At 70.5% G+C, this 22,513-nt stretch carries 22 protein-coding genes and 1 tRNA gene; 13 read left to right on the plus strand and 10 right to left on the minus strand.

Annotated features, from left to right (window positions below):
- Positions 1-80 precede the first annotated feature (80 nt).
- Positions 81-848: an SDR family oxidoreductase gene (locus tag ABFJ78_RS04685; protein WP_436384423.1), complete on the plus strand. Its 768-nt coding sequence runs from the start codon at positions 81-83 to the stop codon at positions 846-848.
- Here the strand turns inward: ABFJ78_RS04685 and ABFJ78_RS04690 are convergent.
- Together ABFJ78_RS04690 and ABFJ78_RS04695 are read right to left on the minus strand one after the other, a co-directional pair.
- Positions 841-1,419, minus strand: a complete 579-nt coding sequence (locus tag ABFJ78_RS04690) for a hypothetical protein (RefSeq protein ID WP_436384425.1) — start codon at positions 1,417-1,419, stop codon at positions 841-843. The genes ABFJ78_RS04685 and ABFJ78_RS04690 overlap by 8 nt on opposite strands.
- Entirely contained in the window at positions 1,416-1,790 is a 375-nt protein-coding gene (locus ABFJ78_RS04695; protein ID WP_436384426.1) for a hypothetical protein, read from the minus strand. The genes ABFJ78_RS04690 and ABFJ78_RS04695 overlap by 4 nt, the downstream gene beginning before the upstream one ends.
- Positions 1,791-2,114: 324 nt before the next feature.
- Between ABFJ78_RS04695 and ABFJ78_RS04700 the strand changes: the two genes are divergently transcribed.
- Positions 2,115-3,032 carry a TauD/TfdA dioxygenase family protein gene (locus tag ABFJ78_RS04700; RefSeq protein ID WP_436384427.1) on the plus strand — a complete coding sequence of 306 codons (918 nt, stop codon included), beginning with the start codon at positions 2,115-2,117 and terminating at the stop codon, positions 3,030-3,032.
- 16 nt (positions 3,033-3,048) lie between these two features.
- Positions 3,049-3,495 (plus strand): limonene-1,2-epoxide hydrolase family protein, encoded by a 447-nt coding sequence (locus tag ABFJ78_RS04705; protein WP_372671689.1) that lies wholly within the window; start codon positions 3,049-3,051, stop codon positions 3,493-3,495.
- A 293-nt stretch (positions 3,496-3,788) separates the two neighbouring features.
- On the opposite strand, the gene ABFJ78_RS04710 is transcribed toward ABFJ78_RS04705, so the two are convergent.
- Positions 3,789-4,727 (minus strand): CapA family protein, encoded by a 939-nt coding sequence (locus ABFJ78_RS04710; protein WP_436384428.1) that lies wholly within the window; start codon positions 4,725-4,727, stop codon positions 3,789-3,791.
- Between the two features lie 126 nt (positions 4,728-4,853).
- Between ABFJ78_RS04710 and ABFJ78_RS04715 the strand changes: the two genes are divergently transcribed.
- The 6 genes from ABFJ78_RS04715 (at position 4,854) to ABFJ78_RS04740 (ending at position 10,497) form a co-directional block, all read left to right on the plus strand.
- Complete coding sequence (locus tag ABFJ78_RS04715; RefSeq protein ID WP_436384430.1) at positions 4,854-7,331, plus strand: endonuclease/exonuclease/phosphatase family protein; 2,478 nt, start codon at positions 4,854-4,856, stop codon at positions 7,329-7,331.
- A 137-nt stretch (positions 7,332-7,468) separates the two neighbouring features.
- Complete coding sequence (locus ABFJ78_RS04720; RefSeq protein ID WP_436384431.1) at positions 7,469-7,906, plus strand: hypothetical protein; 438 nt, start codon at positions 7,469-7,471, stop codon at positions 7,904-7,906.
- Positions 7,903-9,114, plus strand: coding sequence for a putative T7SS-secreted protein (locus ABFJ78_RS04725; protein ID WP_436384432.1), 1,212 nt, complete (start codon positions 7,903-7,905; stop codon positions 9,112-9,114). The genes ABFJ78_RS04720 and ABFJ78_RS04725 overlap by 4 nt, the downstream gene beginning before the upstream one ends.
- Positions 9,114-9,683 carry a hypothetical protein gene (locus ABFJ78_RS04730; RefSeq protein ID WP_364447506.1) on the plus strand — a complete coding sequence of 190 codons (570 nt, stop codon included), beginning with the start codon at positions 9,114-9,116 and terminating at the stop codon, positions 9,681-9,683. Before ABFJ78_RS04725 ends, ABFJ78_RS04730 begins: the two co-directional genes overlap by 1 nt.
- Positions 9,680-10,192, plus strand: a complete 513-nt coding sequence (locus ABFJ78_RS04735; protein ID WP_436384433.1) for a hypothetical protein — start codon at positions 9,680-9,682, stop codon at positions 10,190-10,192. The genes ABFJ78_RS04730 and ABFJ78_RS04735 overlap by 4 nt, the downstream gene beginning before the upstream one ends.
- Positions 10,189-10,497, plus strand: coding sequence for a YbaB/EbfC family DNA-binding protein (locus ABFJ78_RS04740; protein WP_436384435.1), 309 nt, complete (start codon positions 10,189-10,191; stop codon positions 10,495-10,497). The genes ABFJ78_RS04735 and ABFJ78_RS04740 overlap by 4 nt, the downstream gene beginning before the upstream one ends.
- A 1-nt stretch (position 10,498) precedes the next feature.
- Here the strand turns inward: ABFJ78_RS04740 and ABFJ78_RS04745 are convergent, their stop codons facing one another.
- The 6 genes from ABFJ78_RS04745 to ABFJ78_RS04770 all read right to left on the minus strand — a co-directional run bounded on the left by ABFJ78_RS04745 (position 10,499) and on the right by ABFJ78_RS04770 (position 15,532).
- On the minus strand, positions 10,499-10,903 hold the full coding sequence (locus ABFJ78_RS04745; protein WP_436384436.1) for a hypothetical protein: 405 nt from the start codon (positions 10,901-10,903) through the stop codon (positions 10,499-10,501).
- The gene (locus tag ABFJ78_RS04750) at positions 10,900-13,629 is read right to left on the minus strand and encodes an FtsK/SpoIIIE domain-containing protein (RefSeq protein ID WP_436384438.1); all 2,730 of its coding nucleotides are present in this window, start codon (positions 13,627-13,629) and stop codon (positions 10,900-10,902) included. The genes ABFJ78_RS04745 and ABFJ78_RS04750 overlap by 4 nt, the downstream gene beginning before the upstream one ends.
- Before the next feature lie 33 nt (positions 13,630-13,662).
- Positions 13,663-13,908, minus strand: coding sequence for a hypothetical protein (locus tag ABFJ78_RS04755; RefSeq protein ID WP_086677304.1), 246 nt, complete (start codon positions 13,906-13,908; stop codon positions 13,663-13,665).
- 4 nt (positions 13,909-13,912) lie between these two features.
- A complete protein-coding gene (locus ABFJ78_RS04760; protein WP_086677306.1) occupies positions 13,913-14,173 on the minus strand; it encodes a hypothetical protein in 261 nt (86 codons plus the stop codon).
- A 486-nt stretch (positions 14,174-14,659) separates the two neighbouring features.
- Positions 14,660-14,744 (minus strand) — tRNA-Ser (locus ABFJ78_RS04765).
- Positions 14,745-14,788: 44 nt separating this feature from the next.
- Positions 14,789-15,532, minus strand: coding sequence for a PP2C family protein-serine/threonine phosphatase (locus ABFJ78_RS04770; RefSeq protein WP_436384439.1), 744 nt, complete (start codon positions 15,530-15,532; stop codon positions 14,789-14,791).
- 78 nt (positions 15,533-15,610) lie between these two features.
- On the opposite strand from ABFJ78_RS04770, the gene ABFJ78_RS04775 reads away from it, so the two are divergent.
- Both ABFJ78_RS04775 and ABFJ78_RS04780 read left to right on the plus strand, forming a co-directional pair.
- Complete coding sequence (locus tag ABFJ78_RS04775; RefSeq protein WP_436384440.1) at positions 15,611-17,302, plus strand: HsdM family class I SAM-dependent methyltransferase; 1,692 nt, start codon at positions 15,611-15,613, stop codon at positions 17,300-17,302.
- 8 nt (positions 17,303-17,310) lie between these two features.
- Positions 17,311-18,201 (plus strand): serine/threonine-protein kinase, encoded by an 891-nt coding sequence (locus ABFJ78_RS04780; protein ID WP_436384441.1) that lies wholly within the window; start codon positions 17,311-17,313, stop codon positions 18,199-18,201.
- Here the strand turns inward: ABFJ78_RS04780 and ABFJ78_RS04785 are convergent.
- The gene (locus ABFJ78_RS04785) at positions 18,191-18,700 is read right to left on the minus strand and encodes a hypothetical protein (RefSeq protein WP_436384443.1); all 510 of its coding nucleotides are present in this window, start codon (positions 18,698-18,700) and stop codon (positions 18,191-18,193) included. The two genes, ABFJ78_RS04780 and ABFJ78_RS04785, sit on opposite strands and share 11 nt — an antisense overlap.
- A 208-nt stretch (positions 18,701-18,908) precedes the next feature.
- On the opposite strand from ABFJ78_RS04785, the gene ABFJ78_RS04790 reads away from it, so the two are divergent.
- The gene (locus ABFJ78_RS04790; RefSeq protein WP_436384444.1) at positions 18,909-19,553 is read left to right on the plus strand and encodes a L,D-transpeptidase; all 645 of its coding nucleotides are present in this window, start codon (positions 18,909-18,911) and stop codon (positions 19,551-19,553) included.
- 100 nt (positions 19,554-19,653) lie between these two features.
- Positions 19,654-22,482 (plus strand): PQQ-dependent sugar dehydrogenase, encoded by a 2,829-nt coding sequence (locus ABFJ78_RS04795; protein ID WP_436384446.1) that lies wholly within the window; start codon positions 19,654-19,656, stop codon positions 22,480-22,482.
- The last annotated feature ends 31 nt before the right edge of the window (positions 22,483-22,513 follow it).

The raw sequence follows: 22,513 nt of genomic DNA on the forward strand, positions 1-22,513 counted from the left end.
GCTTCTCCCGGCCGGCTTGACTTGAAGGGGACTTGAAGTGTGAGCGTGGTCGGTAAGACCCGATCACCAAGGAGCGCCACATGAAGGTCCTCGTCACCGGGGCCACCGGCAACACCGGCCGCCACGTCGTCACCGGCCTGCTCGACCAAGGCATCGACGTCAGAGTGCTCGTCCGGGACCCGTCCAAAGCCCGCCAGGGCGAAGTCGCGGTTGGCGACATCACGGACCCAACCGAAGCCGCCGAAGGGGTTGATGCCGTCTATTTCGTCTGGCCCTTCTACTCCTCCGAAGGAATCAACAAAGCCGTAAAACCCTTCAAAGACAAGAAAGTCGTCTACGTCTCGTCCGCGGCAGCAGAGGACGGCGGATTCTGGGGCGAAGTGGAAAGCGCAATCGGGAAAGTCACCGATGACTGGACCTTCCTCCGCATCACCGGCCTCGCCACCAACACCCTCGGCTGGGTGGCCCAAGCCAAAACCGGCAAGGTCCGCGCCCCGTACGGACAAGCCAAACGATCCCTCGTGCACGAGAAAGACGTCGCCGACATGGCCGTCAAAGCTTTCACCGAAGACCACGCGAAACAGGTCTACCTCGTGACCGGACCGGAGGCCCTGAGCCAGGCAAACCAGGTGAAGATCATCGGGCAAGCGATGGGAAAGCCCGTCCGCTGGGAAGAACAACCCGAACAGGAAGCGATAACACAGCTCGGCAAAGAATTCGCGGCACAAGCGCTGCCCTATTGGGCGTCTCTCGTGGCAGAACCGGAACCCGTCTCGCTCGACGTCCCCACGGTCACCGGCCACCCCGCGCGGCCCTTCGAAGACTGGGCGCGGGAACGGTTCAGCTGAGCTCGACCGCCGGCGACGTCAGGGGCTCCAGCTCAGCCACCAGCGAAGACAACGACGCCACCTGGGCGAACACCGTCCGGACCACCGCCGTGCACGTCGAACTGACCGTGCTCACCACCTCGGCCGAGCGGTCGCCCGCCAGGACCGCCGCCACCGATGCCGCGGCTGCCGCTGCCAGCTCGCGCACCTGCGCTGCCGTCGAAACCGCCAACGTGTCCAGCTCCGAGGCGATCCGGGCGCCCAACGCGGCTGTCGCGGCGGCCGCGCGGGCCGCCGCGCCGTACTGACCGTCCACTGTGTCCGCCCAGATACCGAACGTCTCCGCGCTGCCGCCCGTCTCCGCGTGCTCGACGCCGGTGCGGAACTCCGTCGACGCCGACGTCACCAGCGACGCCCCCGCGTCGACCGCCGTAGCCGACGCGTTGATCGATGGCGGTGAACAGTCCAGGTGGCGCAGGGCCGCGACCGGGTCCGGGGCGCCGATGCGGCCCGCCGCCGCTCGCAGCTCCGCCAGCGCGGACGCCGCCGACGTCAGGGCCGGGTGCTCGAACACCTCGACGAGCGAGGTCACGGCGCCACCGCGATGCGGCCGCGGAAGCCGGTGCTGCGGGTGCTCTCCGCCGTCATGCGCAGGCGGCCGGCCAGGTCGGACGTCGCGTCGCCGAGCACCCTCGCGTCGGCTTCGCGGGCCGCCAGGGCCGCCGCCCAGCGGGCCGCCAGCTCGCGGGCCTGGGCCGAGATGCCGAACGGCGTCGAATCGACGCGCGCCTCCGCGAACCTCCCCGCCGCCTTGTCGTCCGCGGCCGCGGCCTGATCCAGCAGGTCGGCGGCCGCGCGCAGCCGGTCTGGCTTCGTCGGGGGGTTCCGGGTGGCGAAGCCCCCGGCCCCGGGGCGCAGCCCCGGGATGTCACTGTCGATCCGCGAGCCTCTGCCTTCCGGCATGGGGACCTCCGTCGTCAAGGGCGCTCACCCGATCGTGGAAGATCTTGCCTCATGGCCCCGAGCCGCCCCGCATCGCGGTGACCTGCGGCGTTGAACAGCGTTCCACCAAGTGGACGTCTTGACCGCGTGCCGGGAAGAAGGCGACCATGAACGCATGCCCGCCACCTCGGAAAGCACGCCAATCCGGTGGCACGGCCGCGCCTCCAAGCGGTCGGTCGGGGAAGGCACCGTGGAGCTCCTGCTGCGCCGCGGCCGCCTGGGCTCGCCCCCTGCCTGACGCGAGCCCGGCGTCCGAACCCTCCCGAAAACCCTTGGAGCACAACCATGTCCGTAGACGTCCCTGCCCGGATTCAGCTGCGCGAGGCCCGCACGCCCGCCGACGGCATCGTCGAAGGCCCGCGCGTCCTGCACAATCCCCGGGAAACGTACGAGCTCTTCCGGATCCGCCCGCTCGGCCGGGTGATCGGCGCGGAGGTCGACGGCGTCGACCTGCGCGAGCCGCTCACCCCCGACCTGCGCGAAGAGCTCAACCGCGCCCTGCTCGAGTGGAAGGTGCTCTTCTTCCGCGACCAGGACATCACGTCGGCGCAGCAGCGCGCGTTCGCCGCGAACTGGGGCGAGCTGGAGACCAACCCGTTCATCCCGAAGGGTGACGACGACGCCGTCACGCGCTTCGAGCGGACCGCCGCCATGCCCGGCTACGAGAACATCTGGCACGTCGACGTCACCTGGCGGCCCAACCCGGCGCTCGGCTCGGTGCTGCGGCTGATCGAGGTGCCGCCGGTCGGCGGCGACACGATGTGGGCCGACATGGCCGCCGCCTACGACAACCTGCCCGAAGACGTCCGCGCCCGCATCGACGGGCTCACCGCCGTCCACGACTACCTCCCCGGCTTCGACCGGTTCTCCGATCCCGCGCTGCTCGCGCGGTGGCAGGACGAGTTCCCGCCGGTCGAGCACCCGGTGGTCCGGACGCACCCGGAGACCGGGCGGCGCACCCTGTTCGTCAACCAGGCGTTCACCACGCACATCGTCGGCATGGACCGCGACGAGAGCGACCGGCTGCTGCGGTACCTGTTCCTGCAGGCCCACACGCCCGAGTTCCAGGTCCGGTTCAGCTGGCGGCCCGGCTCGGTGGCCTTCTGGGACAACCGCGCGACGCAGCACTACGCGGTCAACGACTACCACCCGCACGTCCGGATCGCGGAGCGCGTCGCCATCGCGGGCGATCGGCCCTTCTGAGCCTTAGCCTGGGGTCATGACCGATGAACCCCAGGCAGTGGTGACCGGTTTCCTCAAGGCTCTCGAAGATCTCGACGTGGACCGAGCGCTGACGTTCGCGGCGAGCGACATCGTGTACCAGAACGTGCCGTTGCCGCCCGCTCGCGGCGTCGCCGCGGTCGAAAAGCAGCTGCGCCTCATGGCCAAGTACGGCTCCGGGTTCGAGGCGCGGACCCACCACATCGCCGCGGACGGCAACGTCGTGCTCACCGAACGCACCGACGTGCTGCGCCGGGGCGCGTGGGAAGCGGAGTTCTGGGTGTGCGGCACGTTCGAGGTCGAAGCCGGCCGGATCGTGCTCTGGCGGGACTACTTCGACTGGACGACGGTCCTGGCCGCGAGCGCGAAGGGCGCCGGACGGGTCGCGCTTGCCGGCGCTCGCTCGCTTCTCGGCCGCTACAAGGCGAAGCAGGCCGTGCGCTAGACCCGGTGTTCGCCGCGGTCGTGGTCCCGAAGGTCCACGACCGCGGCTATCCCCAGCACCAGCACGAACACGCAACTGAGAACAATCAGCCCCCACATGATGGTTCTCCCTCCCCCACGTGTTCGTGCTGGTCGAGAGCTGTCGAGGAGTGGTCTGTGCCACTTTTCCGGCGGCTCACGCAGACCGTACCGCCGCTTCACGCGGGTTGTTCCCGGTCTTAGGGAGCATTTAAGGCAGATGCGCCGGATGGGTGACACCGGCGCCGAAACCTGTCACAGCCCGCGCGCAAATGGTTACGCACCAACAGCTACCGACGCGATTCCTTCCCTGATGGTGACGGTCGTCAAGCGCCGTGCCGAAAGATCCGCGACGTACTGCAGCACTTTGCCCGCCTCGTCTCCGGCGAGCGGTACGCACTCGTTGTCGGCGTTGCGCCGCACCGGGATCAGCTCGAGGCGCGGCTCGTCGCCGAACATGCAGCCGGCCAGCAGCCCGTCGACGTGGCGCCCGCGCATCGCCGGCCAGTCGAAGACGAGGTTCCCGAGGCTGTAGAGGATCGGGCGGCCCCGGTACACCTCGACGGCCTGGATCGTGTGCGGCCCGTGGCCCGCGACCAGGTCGGCGCCGGCGTCGATCACCGCGCGGCCGTAGGCGACCTGGTACTCGGCCAGTTCAGGGCCCGGCAGGCCCCAGTGCATCGAGACGACGACGTGGTCGTGGGCCGCCTTGGCCTGCTTGACGTCGGCGACGAGCCGGTCGAGGTGTTCGGGCACCGGTGTCGTGCGCACCAGCGGCGGCCGGCCCGGGATCTCCGCGACGCGCGGGTCGGGCTGGTAAGCCGTCGTCGCAAACGCTTGCGCGACGCCGGGAAAGTCCAGATGCGCGCCGTAGGGGCGAAGCGACGTGTACGCGAGGAAAGCGACCGTCTGCCCGGCCCGTTCGAGCACGGCGGGCGCGTGCGCGGCGGCGAGGTCCGGGCCGGCGCCGCAGTGCGCGATCCCGGCCTGGTCGAGGACCGGGAGGGTCGCCGGCACAGTGAGGTCGTTGGCGCACGAGACGACGTCGATGCCGCCGGACGTCAGTGCTTCGGCCATCGCCGCGTCGAGGGGACCCTCGAGGTTCGCGAACCGGACATCGGCGCCCTTGAGCAGCGGTGCCAGCCGCTCGAACGCCGTCGACGGCGTCGCACGCCCCTGAACATTGACGTCTCCGCCGAGTACCAGCGTGATCACGAAACCTGCTCTGCCGAACGAGTGACGACGAAAGTAGTTGTTACGAATCGTTGCATCTTTGTCTTCCTCCTCCTCACTTGCCCGGGGGACTATGCCACGACTGTTCAAGCACAAAGGGGACTCAGGGTGACCAAGACCCACAGAGGCAAGGCCGCGCTCACCGCGGCCGTCGCGTCCGGCCTCGTACTCGGCGGGGTGGCCGCGCCGGCCGCGCTCGCCGCGCCGAGCGCCGACGCGGTCATCGCCGAGGTCTACGGCGGTGGCGGCAACTCCGGCGCCACGTTGACCAACGACTTCGTCGAGCTCGCCAACCACGGTACTGCGGCCGCGAGCGTCGACGGGTTCAGCGTCCAGTACCTGCCCGGTTCGCCGAGCGCGTCCAGCACGTGGCAGGTGACGCAGCTGACCGGCAGCGTCGCGCCCGGCGGGCGCTACCTCGTCGCGGAGGGCAAGGGCAGCGGCGGCACGGTCGCGCTGCCGGCCCCGGACGCGACCGGCGCGATCGCGATGTCCGCGACCGCGGGCACGATCGCCCTCGTCTCCGGCACCACCGCGCTGACCTGCAAGACCGCCGCGGACTGCGCCGCCGACACGCGGATCAAGGACCTCGTCGGCTTCGGCACGGCGACCGTGCGCGAAGGCGCCCCGACGGCCGCGCCGTCCAACACGACGTCCGTCGCGCGCGCCGCGTCGCTGGCCGACACCGACGACAACGCCACCGACTTCGCGGTCGGCGACCCGACCCCGACCAACAGCAAGGGCGAGTCGACCGGCGGCGGCAACCCGGGCGAACCCGGCACCCCGGCGAAGATCCACGAAATCCAGGGCACCACGCGCATTTCGCCGTTCAAGGACAAGAAGGTCAGCGACGTCACCGGCGTCGTGACGGCGACCCGCACCTTCGGCTCTTCGCGCGGGTTCTGGCTCACCGACCCGAATCCGGACACCGACCCGCGCACCAGCGAGGGCCTGTTCGTCTACACCGGCTCGACCAGCCCGGCCGTCGCGGTCGGCGACGCGGTGGTCGCGACGGGCACCGTCCGCGAGTTCTACCCGGACGCGCCGGCGACGTCGAACTACCAGTCGCTGACCGAGCTGAGCAGTGCACAGTGGACGGTCGGCTCGCACGGGAACGCGTTGCCCGCGCCGACCGTGCTGAACCCCGACACCGTGCCGACGACGTACGCGCCGTCGCCCGGCGGGAACATCGAACCGCTCACTTTGGAGCCCGCCAAGTACGCGCTGGACTTCTGGGAGTCCCACGAGAGCGAGATCGTCTCGGTCACCGACGCGCGGGTCGTCGGCCCGTCGAACTCGTTCAACGAGCTGTACGTGACGTCCAAGCCGGACCAGCACGAGTCGGTCCGCGGCGGCAGCGTCTACCTGGGCTACGACCAGCTCAACAGCGGCGTCATGAAGGTGTCGTCGCTGATCCCGTTCGACCAGCGGCCGTTCCCGAAGCTCAACGTCGGCGACGTGCTGACCGGCACCACGTCGGGCCCGGTCGAGTACAGCAACTTCGGTGGCTACACGCTGTTCGCCAGCGTCCTGGGGACCGAAAAGGACAACGGGCTGCCGGCCGAGACCACGCGCAAGCAGCGGTCCGGCGAGCTCGCGGTCGCGACGTACAACGTCGAGAACCTGGCGCCCGGTGACCCGCAGGCGAAGTACGATCGGCTCGGCGAGGCGATCGTGACGCACCTCGCGACGCCGGACATCGTCAACCTGGAAGAGATCCAGGACAACACGGGCGCGACCGACGACGGGACCGTCGCGGCGGACCGGACGCTGCAGAAGTTCACCGACGCCATCGTCGCCAAGGGCGGCCCGCGCTACCAGTGGCGCTCGATCGACCCGGTGAACGACCAGGACGGCGGCCAGCCGGGCGGCAACATCCGCGTGGCGTTCCTGTTCAACCCGGCGCGCGTGTCCTTCGTGGACCGTCCGGGTGGGACGCCGACGACCGCGGTGGGCGTCGTCCGCGACCACGGGAAGACGCACCTGACGGCGTCGCCCGGCCGCGTCGACCCGACGAACGAAGCCTGGGAGAACAGCCGCAAGCCGCTCGCCGGCGAGTTCGTCTTCAAGGGCCGCACGGTGTTCGTCATCGCCAACCACTTCAACTCCAAGGGCGGCGACCAGCCGACGCACGGCCGGTTCCAGCCGCCGGTGCGCAGTTCCGAGGTGCAGCGGGCGAAGCAGGCGACGGTGCTGCGCGGGTTCGTCGACTCCCTGCTGGCGTCGGACAAGAGCGCGAACATCGTGGTGGCCGGTGACCTGAACGACTACCCGTTCTCGCCGGCGGTCCAGACGCTCACCGCCGGTGGCGCGCTGAAGGACCTGATCGCGTCGGTGCCGGAGGCCGAGCGGTACAGCTACGTGTTCGAGGGCCAGTCGCAGGTGCTGGACCACATCCTGGCGTCGAAGGCGCCGCGCGGGGTGGACTACGACGTCGTCCACATCAACGCGGAGTTCGCCGACCAGGCCAGCGACCACGACCCGCAGGTGATCCGGTTCCGGCCGGGCTCGGGCAACGCGATCCAGGACGGGCTCAACGACCTGCTCGACTACCTGGAGCAGGTACTGGGCAAGTACTTCCCGTAAGTCTCCGCTGGAAAAGGGCCACCGTCGGGCGCTTTGCCCCGATGGTGGCCTTTTCCGTGTCCGCGCCAATGGGTGACTATGGAACCACGCAGCGTGGAGGGCCGTCTGAGCTTCGACGGACCACAGGGGAGGGTGGCGTGGACGGGTATGCGGTGAAGGCCGACGAGCTGGGCAAGCTCATCGGCGACCTCGACACGGCGGCGGGCCGGATGGCCGACGCCAACCGGAAGCTGGGCGGCGGCGGGGCGTTCGGCTCGCTGGGGACGGCGGACCTGGGCAAGGCGGGCGTCGAGTTCGAGGAGGCATGGGGGTACGGCATCGGGCGCCTCGGCGACGCGGCTTCGGAGATCACTGAGCGGCTGACGCGGGCGAAGGGGAAGTACGAGCAGATCGAGGCGGAGTTCGGCGAGGGGTTGTCGAAGTTCGGCTCGGCGGTGTTGGGGGACGGGCCCGCCTGCGGGACGAGGGGGACCTACCCGAGGGTCGAACAGCCGATCGGCGACGTGCTCGGCGACGACGGCATGGTCGGCGGCGGCGCAACGGGTGGCATCACGGGCATCTTGGACGGGCTGTGAGCACCCGCGACTTCCCGGCCCTGGGCTTCGACCCGGCGCCGGGCGACCTCGACGGCAGCACCGACCTGGCCGGCAAGTACCGCGCGGTGAGCAAGGACCTCGCCGAGGCTGACGACTCGCTGCGGCAGATCGTCCGGAAGCAGGGCATCTGGCAGGGCGAGGCGAGTGAGGCCTTCGCCAGGCGCATCGGCCCGTTGCCGCAGTACCTCGAGGGCGCGGCGCGATCGATGGGCTCGGCGGCCGACGCACTCGAAAAGTGGTCGCACGACCTTGGTGACCTGCAGAAACGAGCGGCGGACCTGGAAGCCCGAGCCGAGGCGGCGGCGAAGGCGGCCGAAGCGGCACGGGCGAACCCGGACCTGGCGCTGGCGAACCGGACGTTCCCGGACCAGCAGTCGCTGCAGATCGCTCAGCGCTTGTTGGACAACGCGGGCCAACAGCTCCAGACCGCGATCGACGGCTGCCAGAACGTCCAGGACGCGGCGAAGCAGCTCCAGCAGGAGCACACGGAGGCGGCGGGCCGGGTCGCGGCGGCGCTGCGGAAGGCGAAGGAGCTGGCGCCGCAGAAGCCGGACGTCCTCGACAAGCTGAGCGACGCCGTCGGCGGGGCACTTGTCGACTTGTCGAACACCCTCGCCGATGGGGTGGACCAGGCTTGGGACTTCGTCCAGGACCACGCGGAGCTGATTTCGAAGCTCTCCGACGTGGCGGGCGACATCGGCAACGGCCTGGGCATCTTGAGCGACGTCCTGCCGCCCCCGGTGGACGAGGTGACGGGCGCCATCGCCACCGGGATGGGCCTGGGGGCACTGAGCGGACACGCCCTGGCCAAGGCCGCCGGAGCCGACGTGGCCCCCGAGACGCTCGCTTTCGATGCGATGGGGGCGGCCACATCGCTGGCCGGCATGGTACCGGGCGTACCGACGTGGGCGCTCAAGCTGTCCACCTACGGGTTACCGGCGGAGCAACTCGCCGGCGAGGCTGCCGCCGGAGCGACGGGCAAGAGCTTCGAAGGTCCGTGGGGTGACTTCACCAACTACTGGCTTCCCAAAGACGCCGGTCAGTGGGCCGCGGCCGGTTCGTCGATCATCGTCGGGGCCGCCCCGTGGGTTGCGGTGGCGCTGGGCAATGCGACCGAAGCGGGCGTCCGAGCGGACAACGCGCCGGAGCGCCGGCGTGCGCGGGCGGAAGACGAGGTGTGGAACTGATGCCTCTCCAAATCGACTTGCCGCCCGGGTTCGCCGGCATGCCGGTGGGCGCCGACGACAAGATGAACCGCGGGCACGCCTGGACCATCGCCGAGAACGTGGCGTCCGGGACGTCCGTCGAAGAGTTCGGCAGCTACCTGATGTCGCTGGTCCCGACCATGCAGGCGAACGGAATCCGGGTGTTCGGCAAGTTCGCGGTCGGTCGCCGCAAGGGTGACGTCGCCACCTTGACGCTCGGGGTGGCGCGGTGGCCGGACCCCGCGCCCGGGAACCGTGACGCCCTCGTGGCGGCGATGGCCGAGCAGTACCGCGGCCGGCACAAGCTCGCGGTGGTCCAGCCGGTGCGGCTGCCGATCGGCCCGGCTCTCGTTGCGATCAGCGGCGGCGAGTTTCACCTGCCCGAGGACGACGTGCGCACGCAGATCAAGGCGGAGTACCAGATCCCGTTGCCGGACGGCCGGTCCGTGGTGATCCTCTCGGTGGTCGCGGAGTCCGAAGACGCCTGGCCGGCCGTCGCCGAGGCGACGGCGAAGGTCGCCTGGAGCCTGCGCAGCCAGGACGTGTCGTGAGCGGCGAGGTCATCGTTGCCGGCTCGCAGTTCAAGGGCAGCCAAGCGGAGATGTTCGGGACAGCCGGAACCCTCGCCGCGATCGTCCTGGTGGCCGCGGGGGTGTTCATCTTCGTGAACAACAAGCGGGAAAAGACCCGGCGAGAACGTATTCGCCGGCTCGTCCAGCAGCTCGACGGCCGGCCCCTCGTGTACGTCCCCTACCGTGACTGCCTGCTGACTGTTCCCGATGTGCTCAGCACGGCTCAGGCGCACGGCTATGCCATGGCGCCCGATCCCGCGGCCTCGCGGTACGAGTTCGCGCGGGGCGCACCCCAAACGGCTTTCACCGGCAACCCCCTGCTGCACGAGGTCGCGGCGCACCTCGATGGGCGCCCGAGTCATCGGGTGGCTGTCTTTTACACCTCGTTGAGCCTCGTCGAGCTGATGGTGCTGGCGCACAGCAGGGGCTACACCGTTCAGCGGAACGGCCGGAACTACGAATTCCTGCGGCACCAGGAGGCACGGTGAACAACGCGCAGCTCATCGAGGAAATGCGCTGGCAGCTCAAGCAGATCGAGGACCGCAAGGCCGAAAACCGGCGCCTCATCGCGGCAAGTGAGCACACCACGCGGATGGTCACCGTGCTGACCGGGCCCGGTGGGATCGTCAGCGAGGTGCGGCTCGCGCCGGACGCCATGCGGCTCGACGCCGAGACGCTCGGCCGAACCATCACCGCCGCCATCCAGGACGCCGCCGCCGGGCGGCCTGCCCCGGTGCGCCGGCCGGCGCCCACCGATGACGACGAGCCCTACGACACCGTCTTCGACGTCTGACCTAGACCGGCGGCTGGTCCCCGCGCTTCGGCGCCGCCCGCTTGGCCCGCCAGCCCAACGCGAGCACCGCCTGCACCAGCTCCTGGTAACTCGGCTTGACCTCCTCGAGGTACCGGTCGAGGTACGCCGGACGCGCCGTCATCACCGGGCGGGGCTCGTCGCCCGGGTCGAGCCACAGCAAGCCCTGGATGTTGTGCAGCGCCATCTTCCACCAGCGCGTTGCGCGCTCGGCCGCTCGCGCCTCTCGGTCGGCCGCCGCCTCGATCGCGGTCCGGGCCGCCTCGATCTCCGCTTCCAAGGCCTCCGCGCGCTGCAACTCCCACGCGCGCAGGTTCTCCGCCGAGCCGCGGGACAGGGCGATGATTTCCTTGTACCGCATGGCCGCGGTGGCGCCGTCGTCGGTCACTGGATGTTCTCCGGACGCTGGAACGGGATGATCACTTCGGGGGCGCCGTGGGTCGTGCGGTCGAAGAACAACGCGCGGCCCGGGCGCGGGGACCAGTGCACCACCTGGCCCGCCGCGAACGGCGCCAGCTCGTTGCCCTGGACGTCGAGCGCCGCCCACGTGCCGATGTCGTCGGTGCCGGCGAAACCCAGCGTGTCCTTCAACCGCGCGATGCTGCGCCACCAGCCGATCGTGTGGATGCCGTGGCCCGGCCCTTGCTTCAGCACCACGCGCAGGTGGTCGAGGCCGCTCTTCAGCTGGCCGACGGCCTTCGCCTCCAACGTCGGCAGCGCCGCGTCGACCCCGTACAGCAGCAGGATCTTCGCGCCGCCCGCCATCGCGCCGGTCATCGATTCCAGCACGCCGGTCAGGTCGTCCACCAGCGTCGCCGCGTGGCCGTCCGTGCGCAGGCGCTCGGTCAGCTCCAGCGCGGCCGGCGCGCACGCCTCGATCGGGCAGCTCAGCAGGAACTCGACCTCGCCGGTTTCGTACTGCCGGGACAGCGACCGCGCCGCCGAGTCCATGATGGACAGTGCCTCGGCCGTCGCCGACCCGAGCACCGCGACGTTGCGGCCCGGTGCCCGCGGCAGGTCCACTCCGCACGCCGTCTCGGTCACGTCGATCGACTGGCCCAGCAGCGCCCGCGGCTTCGCGTTCGTCTTGAGGTCGAGGTACGCCGGGAACTGTTCCAGGATCGGCGAATGCGCGCCGTCGAACAGGCGCGGCCGCGGGAAGTAGCCCGCGTACGCCTCCCACAACCGGTGCTGCAGCCGGACGAACACGTTCTTGCTGCTCGCGTCCGGGATGTGCGCCAGCTGGTTGCCGTGCGCGACACCGGAATCGTGGTTGATCACCGCGTGCCACTTCGGCGCCGACACCGCCGCGTTGTTCGTTTCGGCCAGCACCCGCCGCGCCTTCGGCATTGCGATGCGCAGCGTGCACTGCTCGAACACCGCCGGCTTGCCCCAGAACGCTTCGATGCCGGCGACGTCCTGGCTGGCCAGCACCAGGTGGATGCCCTGCGACCGGCCGCGCCGCGCGATGTCCTCCAGCAGCTGGGTCGCCGCCGCCGTCACCTGGTCGCGGCCCGCGAACAGGTACTGGAACTCGTCGATCACCGCGACGATCCGCGGCCAGTGCCCACCCGGGTCGGCTTCGCGCAGGTCGGCGAGGTTGGTGACCTCGTGCTCCTTCGCGGCCGCGGACCGGCGCCGCAGCTCGTCGGCCAGGAAGCGCAGCAGCGCCAGGCCGAACTCGCGGTCGGTGTTGACGTTCACGCCGACGAGCCGCGCGTGCGGCAGCCAGCTCGCGTCCTTGCGCCCCGGCGCCAGTCCGGCGAACGAGACGCCTTCCTTGAAGTCCAGCAGGTACAGCGCCAGCTCGTCCGGGGTGTACCGCGCCGCGAGACTGCCGAGCAGCGCGTACAGGAAGTTCGTCTTGCCCGAACCGGACGGTCCGCCGATCAGGGCGTGCGGGCTCGCGTCGCCGATGACGACCTCGACCGGCTCGCCCTCGTAGAACCCGACCGGCGCCCGCAGCTCCCGCGCGGAGCTCTCGTGGCCGATCTCGGCCGGCAGCAGGTCGTCGAACGAGCGCGGGCCGCCCTGCTTGGCGATCAGCGCTTCGGCGATCTTGGCGACGGCGCGGATCACCTGCCCCGACGGCAGCGGCGGGTCGAGGGCGACGGTCAGGTCGGTCCCGGTCATGCTGCTGATCGCGTGCCGGTCGTCGACGAGGCTCAGCGTCTCGACGGGCGCGCTCACCGCCGTCGGCACGTCGACCATGATCAGGCAGATCCCGGCGGCCAGCGCGCCGCTCGCGACGCGCTTGAGGTCGCGGGCGCGTTCCGGTTCCAGGGTTTCGCCGTTGCCGTACAGCACGACGACGCGGAACGGCTCGCTCCGCTGCCCGGTCTTCTGCCGCATTTCCCGCAGCGACGTGAATCCGGCGGACATGCAGCTGGCGTGGATGCGGCGGATGTGCCCGGCCAGCTCGTCGAGAAGGTCCTCGAGCCGGCCCGGGTCGTACAGCGAAAGCGCGCTCGTGCGGCTCAGCGGGTAGAGGTCCGGCAGGATCGCGGTCAGCTGCCCGATGTCCCACAGGTGCACGCGCACCGCGCCGGCTTCGAACGTCGAAAGCACGCGGAGCAGCAGGTTCTGGACGATGCCGTCGATGACGGGCCGCGTCTTCGGCGCCGACGTAATCGCCAGGTGCGACTCGTCGAGGAGCGGGACGGCGACATCGAACGTGCGGCTGGGGTCATTGCCCGCAGCCGTCGCGGAACCGACGCGCCACAGGCCCGGCGACGTGAGACCGGCGTTGTGGCCGACGCGCCCGAGCCAGTCGCCCGGCGGCAGCCCGGCCGGGCCCGGCGCGTTCTGCGCGACCAGCTCGCGCAGCGTCGCCGGACCTTGGCTCCAGTCGGTGTAGAAAGCGCTTCGCGCACTGCCGAGCGCACCGAACACCTCGTGTGCGGCGGGGTGTTTGGCCCATTCGTTCTGCTGCTCGGTGGTCGCGTGGTTCATGCCGACGCGGACGATGTCCCGCTCCAGCTCGAGCTTCGCGAGGTCGGCCTCCGCGGCTTGGCGCGCACCGGCCGCCGCGCCCAGCACCAGTCCGATCTGGTGGCGTACCCGGTCGAGCGCGGTTTCGACGCGGTTGCGTTGTTCGGCTGCCCTGTTGGCCATCGGCGTCCCCAAAAACGGTGTCCCCTGCAAGGATTACAAACGCGACCGGTATCCGCTCACCAGATCTTCCGCGGAAGCCAGGCGGCCGAGGAGCTGGTCCAGCCCCTCGCCGGCCTGTGCGTACTGCGAAGGGAGCCAGGGATCGGCCTTGGCCTGGGCGTCCACGAGAGCCTGTCGCGCTTCTCCGAGCAGGCTGGTGGCGCGCTCGGAGTGGGCTCGCGCGTCGGCGAGCCCGGTGACGACAGCGGTGAGCAGCTGGTGGAGTTCGGCTAGCGTCATCCCGCTAGAGACGCGCCGAGTAGGAGTCGGCGGAGGAAATGCTCGCTTGGACGGTGCTCTGCAGACCGTTGATGCCTTGCAGGGCTTCCGCGAGCAGACCGTGGGCCTGGCTCACTTCGTGCTGGCTGCTGCCTTGGGTCGCCTGCGACAGCGACTGCTGCGCTTCTTCGAGAGACTGCGCTGCCTGTTGCAGGGCGGCGATGCTCGCGGACGCCTTTTCGTTGGCGAGTGCGATGCCAGCGCGGATCTCTTCGACTCCGGCCATCGGGCCTCATACTCCTCGGAATCGGGGTGGTTGAGAGGGGGACTTCTATTGAAACAGATCCAACGACTGAGCGTGATCATCTGATTGTGCGGAGTGATCGCGACCGCGAAATCAGCAAGGCCCCGGACGTGGGAACGTCCGGGGCCAGACCGATCACGGTGTGTGCTGGGGGTGGCCCGGCAGCACGACCGCACGCGAAACGTCGTTGGCCGGCGCTGTCGCAGGTCAGAGCGGTTTTCGTGCCACTGCTGGCCTTTCTGGAAGCGTCGGGCTTGGTTCGGGGTGAGACTAGCGCGACCGGAGTAGCGGGCTGCGATCAGCCCCACGCGTAACTCCGTGTGTGTACCCAAAATTTCCGCGCGAAAGTTCGAGAAGCTTTCACATTGGGACAATCGGCGGAGTCCCGGCCGGGGCGCGTCACCGGTTCCGGAACCGCGAACGACGAAACGCCGGGCACCGGGCCCGGCGTTTCGCCTGTTCAACGGGCGGAGGATACAGGATTCGAACCTGCGAGGGCGTGAACCCAACACGCTTTCCAAGCGTGCGCCTTAGGCCGCTCGGCCAATCCTCCGCGAGAGACGATACCGGATGGCTCCGCTCTCCCGTGAAGGTGGGTCAGCTCGTGACGTCGGCCACCACGCAGGTGATGTTGTCCGGCCCGCCGCCTTCGTTGGCGAGGCGGATCAGCGCCGGGATCACGTCCGCCGGCTCGCGGTTCGAGTCCAGGACGTCGCGCAGGGTCGCTTCGGTGACCGGGCCGCTCAGGCCGTCCGAACACAGCAGGTACCGGTCGCCCGGCTTCGCCTTGAACGTCCAGATGTCGGGGTCGCCGGAGCCGGTCGTCTGCAACGCTTTCATCAGCAGCGACCGCCGCGGGTGGGTCGCCGCGTCCTCGGCCGCGACCCGGCCGTCCTCGACCAGCGCCTGCACCAGCGTGTGGTCGCGGGTCAGCCGGCGCAGGTCGCCGCCGCGCAGCAGGTAGCCGCGGGAGTCGCCGATGTGGGCCGCCGCGAACTCGGCGCCGTCGAACATCAGCGCCGTCAGCGTCGTGCCCATGCCCTCGGTCGTCGGCTCGTTCGAAGCGACTTCCGCCAGCCGGTCGTCGATCGACTTGACCACGCCGGCCAGCGTCGCCGCCAGGTCGACGCCCGTGAGGTCCATTCTCCGGAGGTCGACGTCGAGCTCGCGCAGCACGTCGACCGCGGTCGCGCTGGCGACTTCGCCGTGCGGCTGGCCGCCGATGCCGTCGGCGACGGCGAGCAGGCGGGAACTCGCGTACAGCGAGTCCTCGTTGACCTTGCGGCGCCTGCCGACGTCCGACCCCGCGGCGTACCGGAGGACGTACCGATCGTGTGTCATGCCACCCATGAAAGCATTGGTTGACTGAGTTCACAAGCAACTCGGCTGAATGGAGCATTCTCCGATAGAGTGCCCGCCATGGACGACGACGCCACGGTCAGCGCGGCCGACATCGCGCGGCTCGCCGGGGTCGGCCGGGCCGCGGTGAGCAACTGGCGCCGTCGCTACCCGGACTTCCCGGCGCCGGTCGGCGGCACGGCGTCCAGCCCGTTGTTCGGCCTGTCCGCCGTCGCCGGCTGGTTCCGCGCCCGCGGCAAGAAGTTCGAGCTGTCCGCCGGCGAACGCGCTTGGCAGCGCCTGCGCGCGCTGGGCGACGACCTCGACCTCGCCGAGCGCGTGAGCCGCGCCGGCGTCTTCTTCGCCTTCCAGGCCGGGCTCCTCGACACCTTCGACAGCAGGCTCGACGACCCCGAGCTGATCACCCTGCTCAGCGAGATGACGCACCGGGCAGGCCCGCTCGAGTCCTTCGAGCTGTTGTGCCACCGGTACTTCGAGGCGCATTCGCGGCGGCTGTCCGCCACGCCGGAGCCGGTTGCCGAACTGATGGCCCGGCTCGCCGGTCCGGTGTCGACGATCCTCGACCCCGCCTGCGGCTTCGGCGCGCTCGCGCTGGCGAGCGGCGCGAAAACCGTGCTGGGCCAGGACAGCGACCCGATGACGGCCTCGATCGCGACGCTGCGGCTGCGGCTGCGTGGCATCGAGGCCGAGGTCCACGCGGTCGACGCGCTGCGCGAAGACGCCTTCGCCGGCCGGACCGCCGAAGCCGTGCTGTGCGATCCGCCGTTCAACGAACGGGCCTGGGGGCACGACGAGCTCGTCGGCGACGCGCGCTGGGAGTACGGCCTGCCGCCGCGCGGCGAGCCCGAGCTCGCCTGGGTGCAGCACTGCCTCGCGCACGTCGAACCCGGTGGCACGGTGGCGATCCTGATGCCGGGCGCGGCGGCCGGGCGGCGCAGCGGCAAACGCATCCGCGGCAACCTGCTGCGCGCGGGCGCGGTCCGCGCGGTCGTCACGCTGACTCAGGCGGGGCCGGACCTCTGGTTGCTGCGGCGGCCGGTGCCCGGGGAGCGCCCGCCGTCCACCGTGCTGCTCGCCGAGGCGGGCGACGACCTGTCCACAGTGGACGAAATGTGGCGGGAGTTCGGCGCCCGTCCCGAATCCGGCGTCCGGATCATCGACCTGCTCGACGACGACGTCGACCTGACGCCGGCCCGGCGCCGCGGTCGCGACGAGGACCTCGGCCGTGCCTTCCAGGCCGTGCAAGGCCGGTTCGCCGAGTTGACGCCGCAGCTGCCGCCGCTCGAAGCGGCCGACAGCGAGCCGGCGTTCACGACGATCGGCGAGCTGGTCAAGGCGGGAGTCGTCGAGGTCAAGCACGCGGCTCGCACCGACGGCGAGCACCCGATCGCCGAAGACGGTGACGTCGTCGCGTCCGTGACCGGGATCGCGTACGTCCACAGTGGAGCGTCGGCGCCGGTCGGTGCCGGGCTCACCGTGTACCGCGTCGACCCGGACCGGCTGGACGCGGACTTCCTGGCCGGCTGCCTGCGCGCGGCCGACCTGCCCGCCGCGTCGGCGTCGACGCGGATCGACGGCAGGCGCGTGCGGATCCCGCGGGTGGCCATCGACGTCCAGCGCGAGTACGGCCGGGTCTTCCGCCGCCTGGCCGAGTTCGACACCGTCCTGCGGCAGACGGCGGAAACGGGCCGCGAGCTGGTCCGGCTAGGCTTCGCTGGACTTGTCGAAGGACGGCTCAAGCCGGGCCACTAGGGGAACGGATGCTGATCGCCGACCGCTACGAGCTCGACGAGCTGCCGCTCGGCCGCGGCGGGATGGGCGCGGTGCACGGCGGGCACGACCGCAGGCTGGGCCGGCGCGTGGCGATCAAGCTGCTCAGGCTGCCGGGCCGCGACGAAGAGCTCGAAGCCCGCTTCGCCCGCGAAGCGCGGATCCTGGCGACGCTCGACCACCCCGGCGTGCCGACGTTGTACGACTACGGCACCCACGACGACCGGTTGTTCCAGGTCATGCAGTTCGTCGACGGCGTGACCGTGGCCGACCTGCTCGCCGAGCACGGGCCGCTGCCGATCCCGTGGGCCGCGGCGATCGCGGCGCAGACGTGCGCGGTGCTCGCTGCCGCCCACGCGCTCGCGGTGTGCCACCGGGACCTGAAGCCGTCCAACCTGATGCTCGGTCCGGACGGCGGGGTCAAGGTGATGGACTTCGGGCTCGCGGTGCTGCGCGAGGCGGACGCCGCGCAGTTCACGCGGGCCGGGCAGCTGCTGGGGACGCCGTCCTACATGGCGCCCGAGCAGATCCAGCGCGGCGGCGCCGAACCGCGCAGCGACCTCTACGCGCTGGGCTGCGTACTGCACGAGATGCTCACCGGGCGGCGGCTCTTCGACGGGCCCACCGCGTACGCCGTGTTCGAACGGCAGGTCAAGGAGCTGCCGCCGCCGGTGCCGGGGGTGCCCAAGCCGCTCAACGCATTGCTCGCCGAGATGCTGGCGAAGGACCCGGAAGCCCGGCCGCCCGGCGCGGCCGTGCTGTACGAGCGGCTGGGCGCGTTCGTCGGCGCGCTGCCGCCGCTGCCGGGGTTCCTCCTGCCGCCGTCGGTGCCCAGCCCGGGCCGGATGTACGCGCGGATGCTGGGGCGCGTCAGCGGCTGAGCGCCGCCGGGCGCTGGTCGGCGAGCGGCAGGCCACGCCGCTGGATGCGGACGTAGGTCGTGGCGTTCTGGACGGCGATGCTGACGCCGAGGGTGAGCGCGATCGAGGCGGAGGTCAGCGGGCCGGCGATGCCGAGCGCGGTGCCGAGCGCGACGAGCCCGACGCGCACGGCGATGGTCAGCACCCACAACCCGATGGTGACGGCCGAACCCTTCTGGAAGGTGGTGCCGTCGCGCGGGGTGAGCGTGGTGGTGGTGCTGCGCAGCACCCCGAGCCCGGCGAGGACGACGAGATCGGCGGCCAGCAGGCCCAGTTCGGCGGCCGACGCGCCGGGCAGCGCTTTCGCGGCGAGGTACGCGCCGACGGCGACCAGGATCAGCGGCATGACCGTCAGCGTGCGCCGGTTGAGCAGCGTGCCGCGGACCTGCTTGTAGACGACCCGGTAGAAGACGTAGGCGGCGATGGCCACGTAGAGCAGGACGTTCGCGGCGCTGGGCATTTCGGGCTCCTCGGTTCTGTCGGTGCTCCCAGCTTCGGTGAACGGCGGCCCGGTTTCGTCGGCTCGGGGATCGGGCCGGGGTTGATCCCGGGCTCAACCCACGGGTTGAGACTGACCGAATCGTGACCTTCCCGGACGAACCTCGACCGGGTGAACCCCGTCTTTACGGGTGTCCACAAGCGAGGATCGACACTGGGGGTTACGGATCGTGAAGAGGCTTCTGGCGGGAGCGGCCGCACTGGCCACCGCGTTCGTGCTGGCCGCCTGCTCCGGGGGTGGGGCGGCGACGCCGAACGCGGGCGGCGGGGCCGTCGCCGCGGCCGGGACCGGGGGCGGGACGCCCACCACGTCGACCACCAGCGCGGCCCCCACCACGACGGCCAGCGCCACTCCGACGCCGACGACCACCAAGCCGGCGCCGACCACCACGACGACCAAGCCGAAGCCCAAGCCCAAGCCCAAGCCGGCGGCTCCGGCGAGCGACCCCGGCGTCCCGTGCGCCGCCGCGGCAGCCGCTTCCGGTACCGCCGCCTGCGTCGACATCTCCGCGCACAAGGCGTGGATCCTGCAGGGCGGCAAGGTCGTCTACGGGCCGGTGCCGATGCTGCCGGGCCGCAAGGGCTACGCGACCCCGACCGGCACGTTCCACGTGCTGTCGAAGGAGAAGATGCACCTGTCGAAGGAGTTCGACAACGCGCCGATGCCGAACTCGGTGTTCTTCTACCCGGGCGACGCCTTCCACACCGGCAGCCTCTCGGTCTACTCGCACGGCTGCATCCACCTGTCGGCGAGCGCGTCCCTGAAGTTCTTCAACACTTTGCACATCGGTGACGTCGTGCAGGTTGTGCCGTAACGAGCACGGACAGTAGGTCACAGTAAGGTAAATTCACTCGGCCGAGTGCAACTGGCCTCCCTGTTCAGGCGATAAGTGATCGCTTGGGAAGGGGGGCCAAATGGCCTTGGGAAAGCTCAGAGCACTACGTCACGCCTTCGTGGCCGCGGTGCTGACAGGGGCGCTGCTGCCCGTCGTGACCACGGGGGTGGCGGCAGCGGCGACCTCGCTCCCGCCGGGGTTCGTCCTGCAGGACATCAGCACCGGCACGGGGCAGTACCAGCTCACCGACTTCGCGTACCTGCCGGACCAGTCCGTCCTCGCCACGGCGAAGAACGGCCGCGTCCAGTGGGTCCCGACCAGCGGGACGCCGCGGACCATCGCGACGCTGCCGACCCGCGAGATCAGTGACATCGGGCTGGTCGGACTGGCCGTCGCACCGGACTACGCGACGTCGCACACCATCTACGTCACGCGCTCGCTGAACGTCACCGGCGGCTTCGTCATGCGGCTTTCGAAGTTCACCGTGGGCCTGGACGCGGCCGGCGCGCCCGCGTCGCTGGGCGGTGAGCAGGCGCTGTTCGAGGTGCCGGGCATCTCGGAAGTCCACGGCATCAACGGCGTCATCCCCGCCGCCGACGGGACGCTGTGGCTGTCCATCGGGGACAACGGCGACTTCACGAAGGTGGACCCGGGCGCGCTGCGCTCGCAGGACATCAACCAGCCGTACGGCAAGATCTTCCACTTGGCCGCCGACGGCAAGGGCGTGCCGGGGAACCCGTACTACGACGCCGCCAACCCGGCGTCGACCGCCAGCAAGGTCTTCGCGCGCGGGTTCCGCAACCCGTTCCGGATGACCATCGACGCGAACTCCGGCCTGCCGGTCGTCGGTGACGTCGGCTGGAACACCTGGGAAGAGGTCGACGTCGTCCAGCGCGGGTCCAACCAGGGCTGGCCGTGCTGGGAAGGCAACCACGCGACCCCGGGTTACAGCACGCTCGCGGGCTGCGCCGGTGTGCCGAACCAGGCGCCGATCTTCGAGTACCAGCACGGTACCGGCGCCATGCAGGGCAACAGCGTCACCGGCGGGATCGTCTACAACGGATCCAGCTACCCGGCGTCCTACCGCGGCTCGTACTTCTTCGGCGACTACGTGACCAACAAGATCTGGACGTTGCGCTACGACGACCAGGGCAAGCTCACGCAGGCCCCGGAGAACCCGCCGGTCTTCACCGGCATCGGCGGCCCGGTCAAGTTCGCGGCGGCGCCGAACGGCGACATCGTCTACGCCGACATCCTCAGCGGCAACCTGCGCCGGCTGAGCTACTCGGCGGGCAACACCGCGCCGGTCGCCAAGGCCACGACGACCACCGACCCGGACACCCGCACGGTGTCCTTCGACGGCTCGACGTCGGTCGACTACGACAACGACCTGCTGAAGTACGACTGGGACTTCGGTGACGGGACCACGGCGGCCGACGCCGGGCCCACCACCAGCCACCAGTACGCGGCCGGGACCGAGTCGTTCACCGCGAAGCTGACGGTCCGGGACCCGCTGGGGCTCACCGGCACGACCGACATCAAGGTCGCCCCGGGCAACCACACCCCGCAGCTCACGCTGACCACGCCGGGCGACACCGCGACGTTCGCGGTCAACCAGCAGGTCGGCCTGAGCGCCACGGCGACCGACACCGAGGACGGCCCGCTCACGGTCACCTGGACCAGCGCGGTCCGGCACTGCCCGAGCGAGGCGACCTGCCACTCGCACCCCGGCGCCGGCGGCACCGGAGCGAGCTTCGCGCAGCCGTTCACGGAGCACCCGGACTCCCGGATGGAGTTCACCGCGGCGGTGACCGACAGCGCGGGCGTCACCACGTCCAAGACGTACACGGCGTGGCCGCGCCAGCACCGGATCACCCTGCTCAGCACGCAGCCCGCGGCGCTGAGCATCCCGGTCGAGGGCGGCGTCAGCACGGCGCTGGTGACCGAGGGCGCCAGCTTCGACGTCGAAGCCTCGCCGCTGGGCACCGACGGCGTCTCGAAGTTCACCGGCTGGCAGGGCGGCCCCACGGACACGACGTGGGTCGTCACGGTCGGCACGAGCGACCTGACGCTGACGGCGAACTACGCGACCCCGATCGACCAGCGCTACAACGCCGACCCGGCGTTGCAGGCGAAGCTCGGGGCGCCGACGGCGGCCGAGGTCACCGACGGCGCGGTCCACTACCGCGCGTACGCGAACGGCCGCCTGTACTGGAGTGCCGTGGGCGGCACGAAGTTCATCACCGGCCCGGTGCTGGACAAGTACGTCGCCATGGGCGGGCTCACCAAGCTCGGCCCGCCGACGAGCGACACCGCGTCCACTTCGGACGGTGCGCAGTTCAACGACTTCAACAACGGCGGCAACGTGGGCTCGATCTACTACACGGCCGCGACGGGTGCGCACGCGATCTACGGTGAGATCCGGAAGAAGTGGGCGGCGCTCGGCTACGGCGCGATCCTGGGCTACCCGACGAACGACGAAGACGGGACGCCCGACGGCATCGGCCGCTTCAACCACTTCATCAAGGGCAACAACGTCGGTTCGATCTACTACACGCCTTCGACGGGCGCGCGGGCGATCTACGGCGAGATCCGGAAGAAGTGGGCGGCGTACGGGTACGAGCGCGGCCTCGGCTACCCGACGAACGACGAGGACGGTACGCCGGACGGCGTCGGCCGGTTCAACCACTTCAGCCTCGGTCACTCGATCTACTTCACGAACGCCACCGGGGCGCACGTGATCAAGGGCGAGATCCGCAAGCGCTGGGCGGCGCTGGGCTGGGAGCGGTCGTACCTGCGCTACCCGACGACGGACGAGTACGTGACGGGCGGGGTGTACCGCAGCGACTTCCAGGGCGGCTACATCACCTACACGCCGCAGACGGGAGCGGTCGACCGTCCGTGGTGACGGATTCTCCTGATAGCTGAACAAAAAGCGG

Origin of the sequence: Amycolatopsis sp. MEPSY49 (assembly GCF_051337345.1) — a bacterium.
Classification (GTDB): domain Bacteria; phylum Actinomycetota; class Actinomycetes; order Mycobacteriales; family Pseudonocardiaceae; genus Amycolatopsis.

Excerpts from the sequence above, each read along its gene's own strand:
- ABFJ78_RS04685 (WP_436384423.1), top strand. The coding sequence starts at position 81 with ATGAAGGTCCTCGTCACCGGGGCCACCGGCAACACCGGCCGCCACGTC.
- ABFJ78_RS04695 (WP_436384426.1), bottom strand. The coding sequence starts at position 1,790 with ATGCCGGAAGGCAGAGGCTCGCGGATCGACAGTGACATCCCGGGGCTG.
- ABFJ78_RS04700 (WP_436384427.1), top strand. The coding sequence starts at position 2,115 with ATGTCCGTAGACGTCCCTGCCCGGATTCAGCTGCGCGAGGCCCGCACG.
- ABFJ78_RS04705 (WP_372671689.1), top strand. The coding sequence starts at position 3,049 with ATGACCGATGAACCCCAGGCAGTGGTGACCGGTTTCCTCAAGGCTCTC.
- ABFJ78_RS04730 (WP_364447506.1), top strand. The coding sequence starts at position 9,114 with ATGCCTCTCCAAATCGACTTGCCGCCCGGGTTCGCCGGCATGCCGGTG.
- ABFJ78_RS04750 (WP_436384438.1), bottom strand. The coding sequence starts at position 13,629 with ATGGCCAACAGGGCAGCCGAACAACGCAACCGCGTCGAAACCGCGCTC.
- ABFJ78_RS04755 (WP_086677304.1), bottom strand. The coding sequence starts at position 13,908 with ATGACGCTAGCCGAACTCCACCAGCTGCTCACCGCTGTCGTCACCGGG.
- ABFJ78_RS04760 (WP_086677306.1), bottom strand. The coding sequence starts at position 14,173 with ATGGCCGGAGTCGAAGAGATCCGCGCTGGCATCGCACTCGCCAACGAA.
- ABFJ78_RS04770 (WP_436384439.1), bottom strand. The coding sequence starts at position 15,532 with ATGACACACGATCGGTACGTCCTCCGGTACGCCGCGGGGTCGGACGTC.
- ABFJ78_RS04775 (WP_436384440.1), top strand. The coding sequence starts at position 15,611 with ATGGACGACGACGCCACGGTCAGCGCGGCCGACATCGCGCGGCTCGCC.
- ABFJ78_RS04780 (WP_436384441.1), top strand. The coding sequence starts at position 17,311 with ATGCTGATCGCCGACCGCTACGAGCTCGACGAGCTGCCGCTCGGCCGC.
- ABFJ78_RS04785 (WP_436384443.1), bottom strand. The coding sequence starts at position 18,700 with ATGCCCAGCGCCGCGAACGTCCTGCTCTACGTGGCCATCGCCGCCTAC.
- ABFJ78_RS04795 (WP_436384446.1), top strand. The coding sequence starts at position 19,654 with ATGGCCTTGGGAAAGCTCAGAGCACTACGTCACGCCTTCGTGGCCGCG.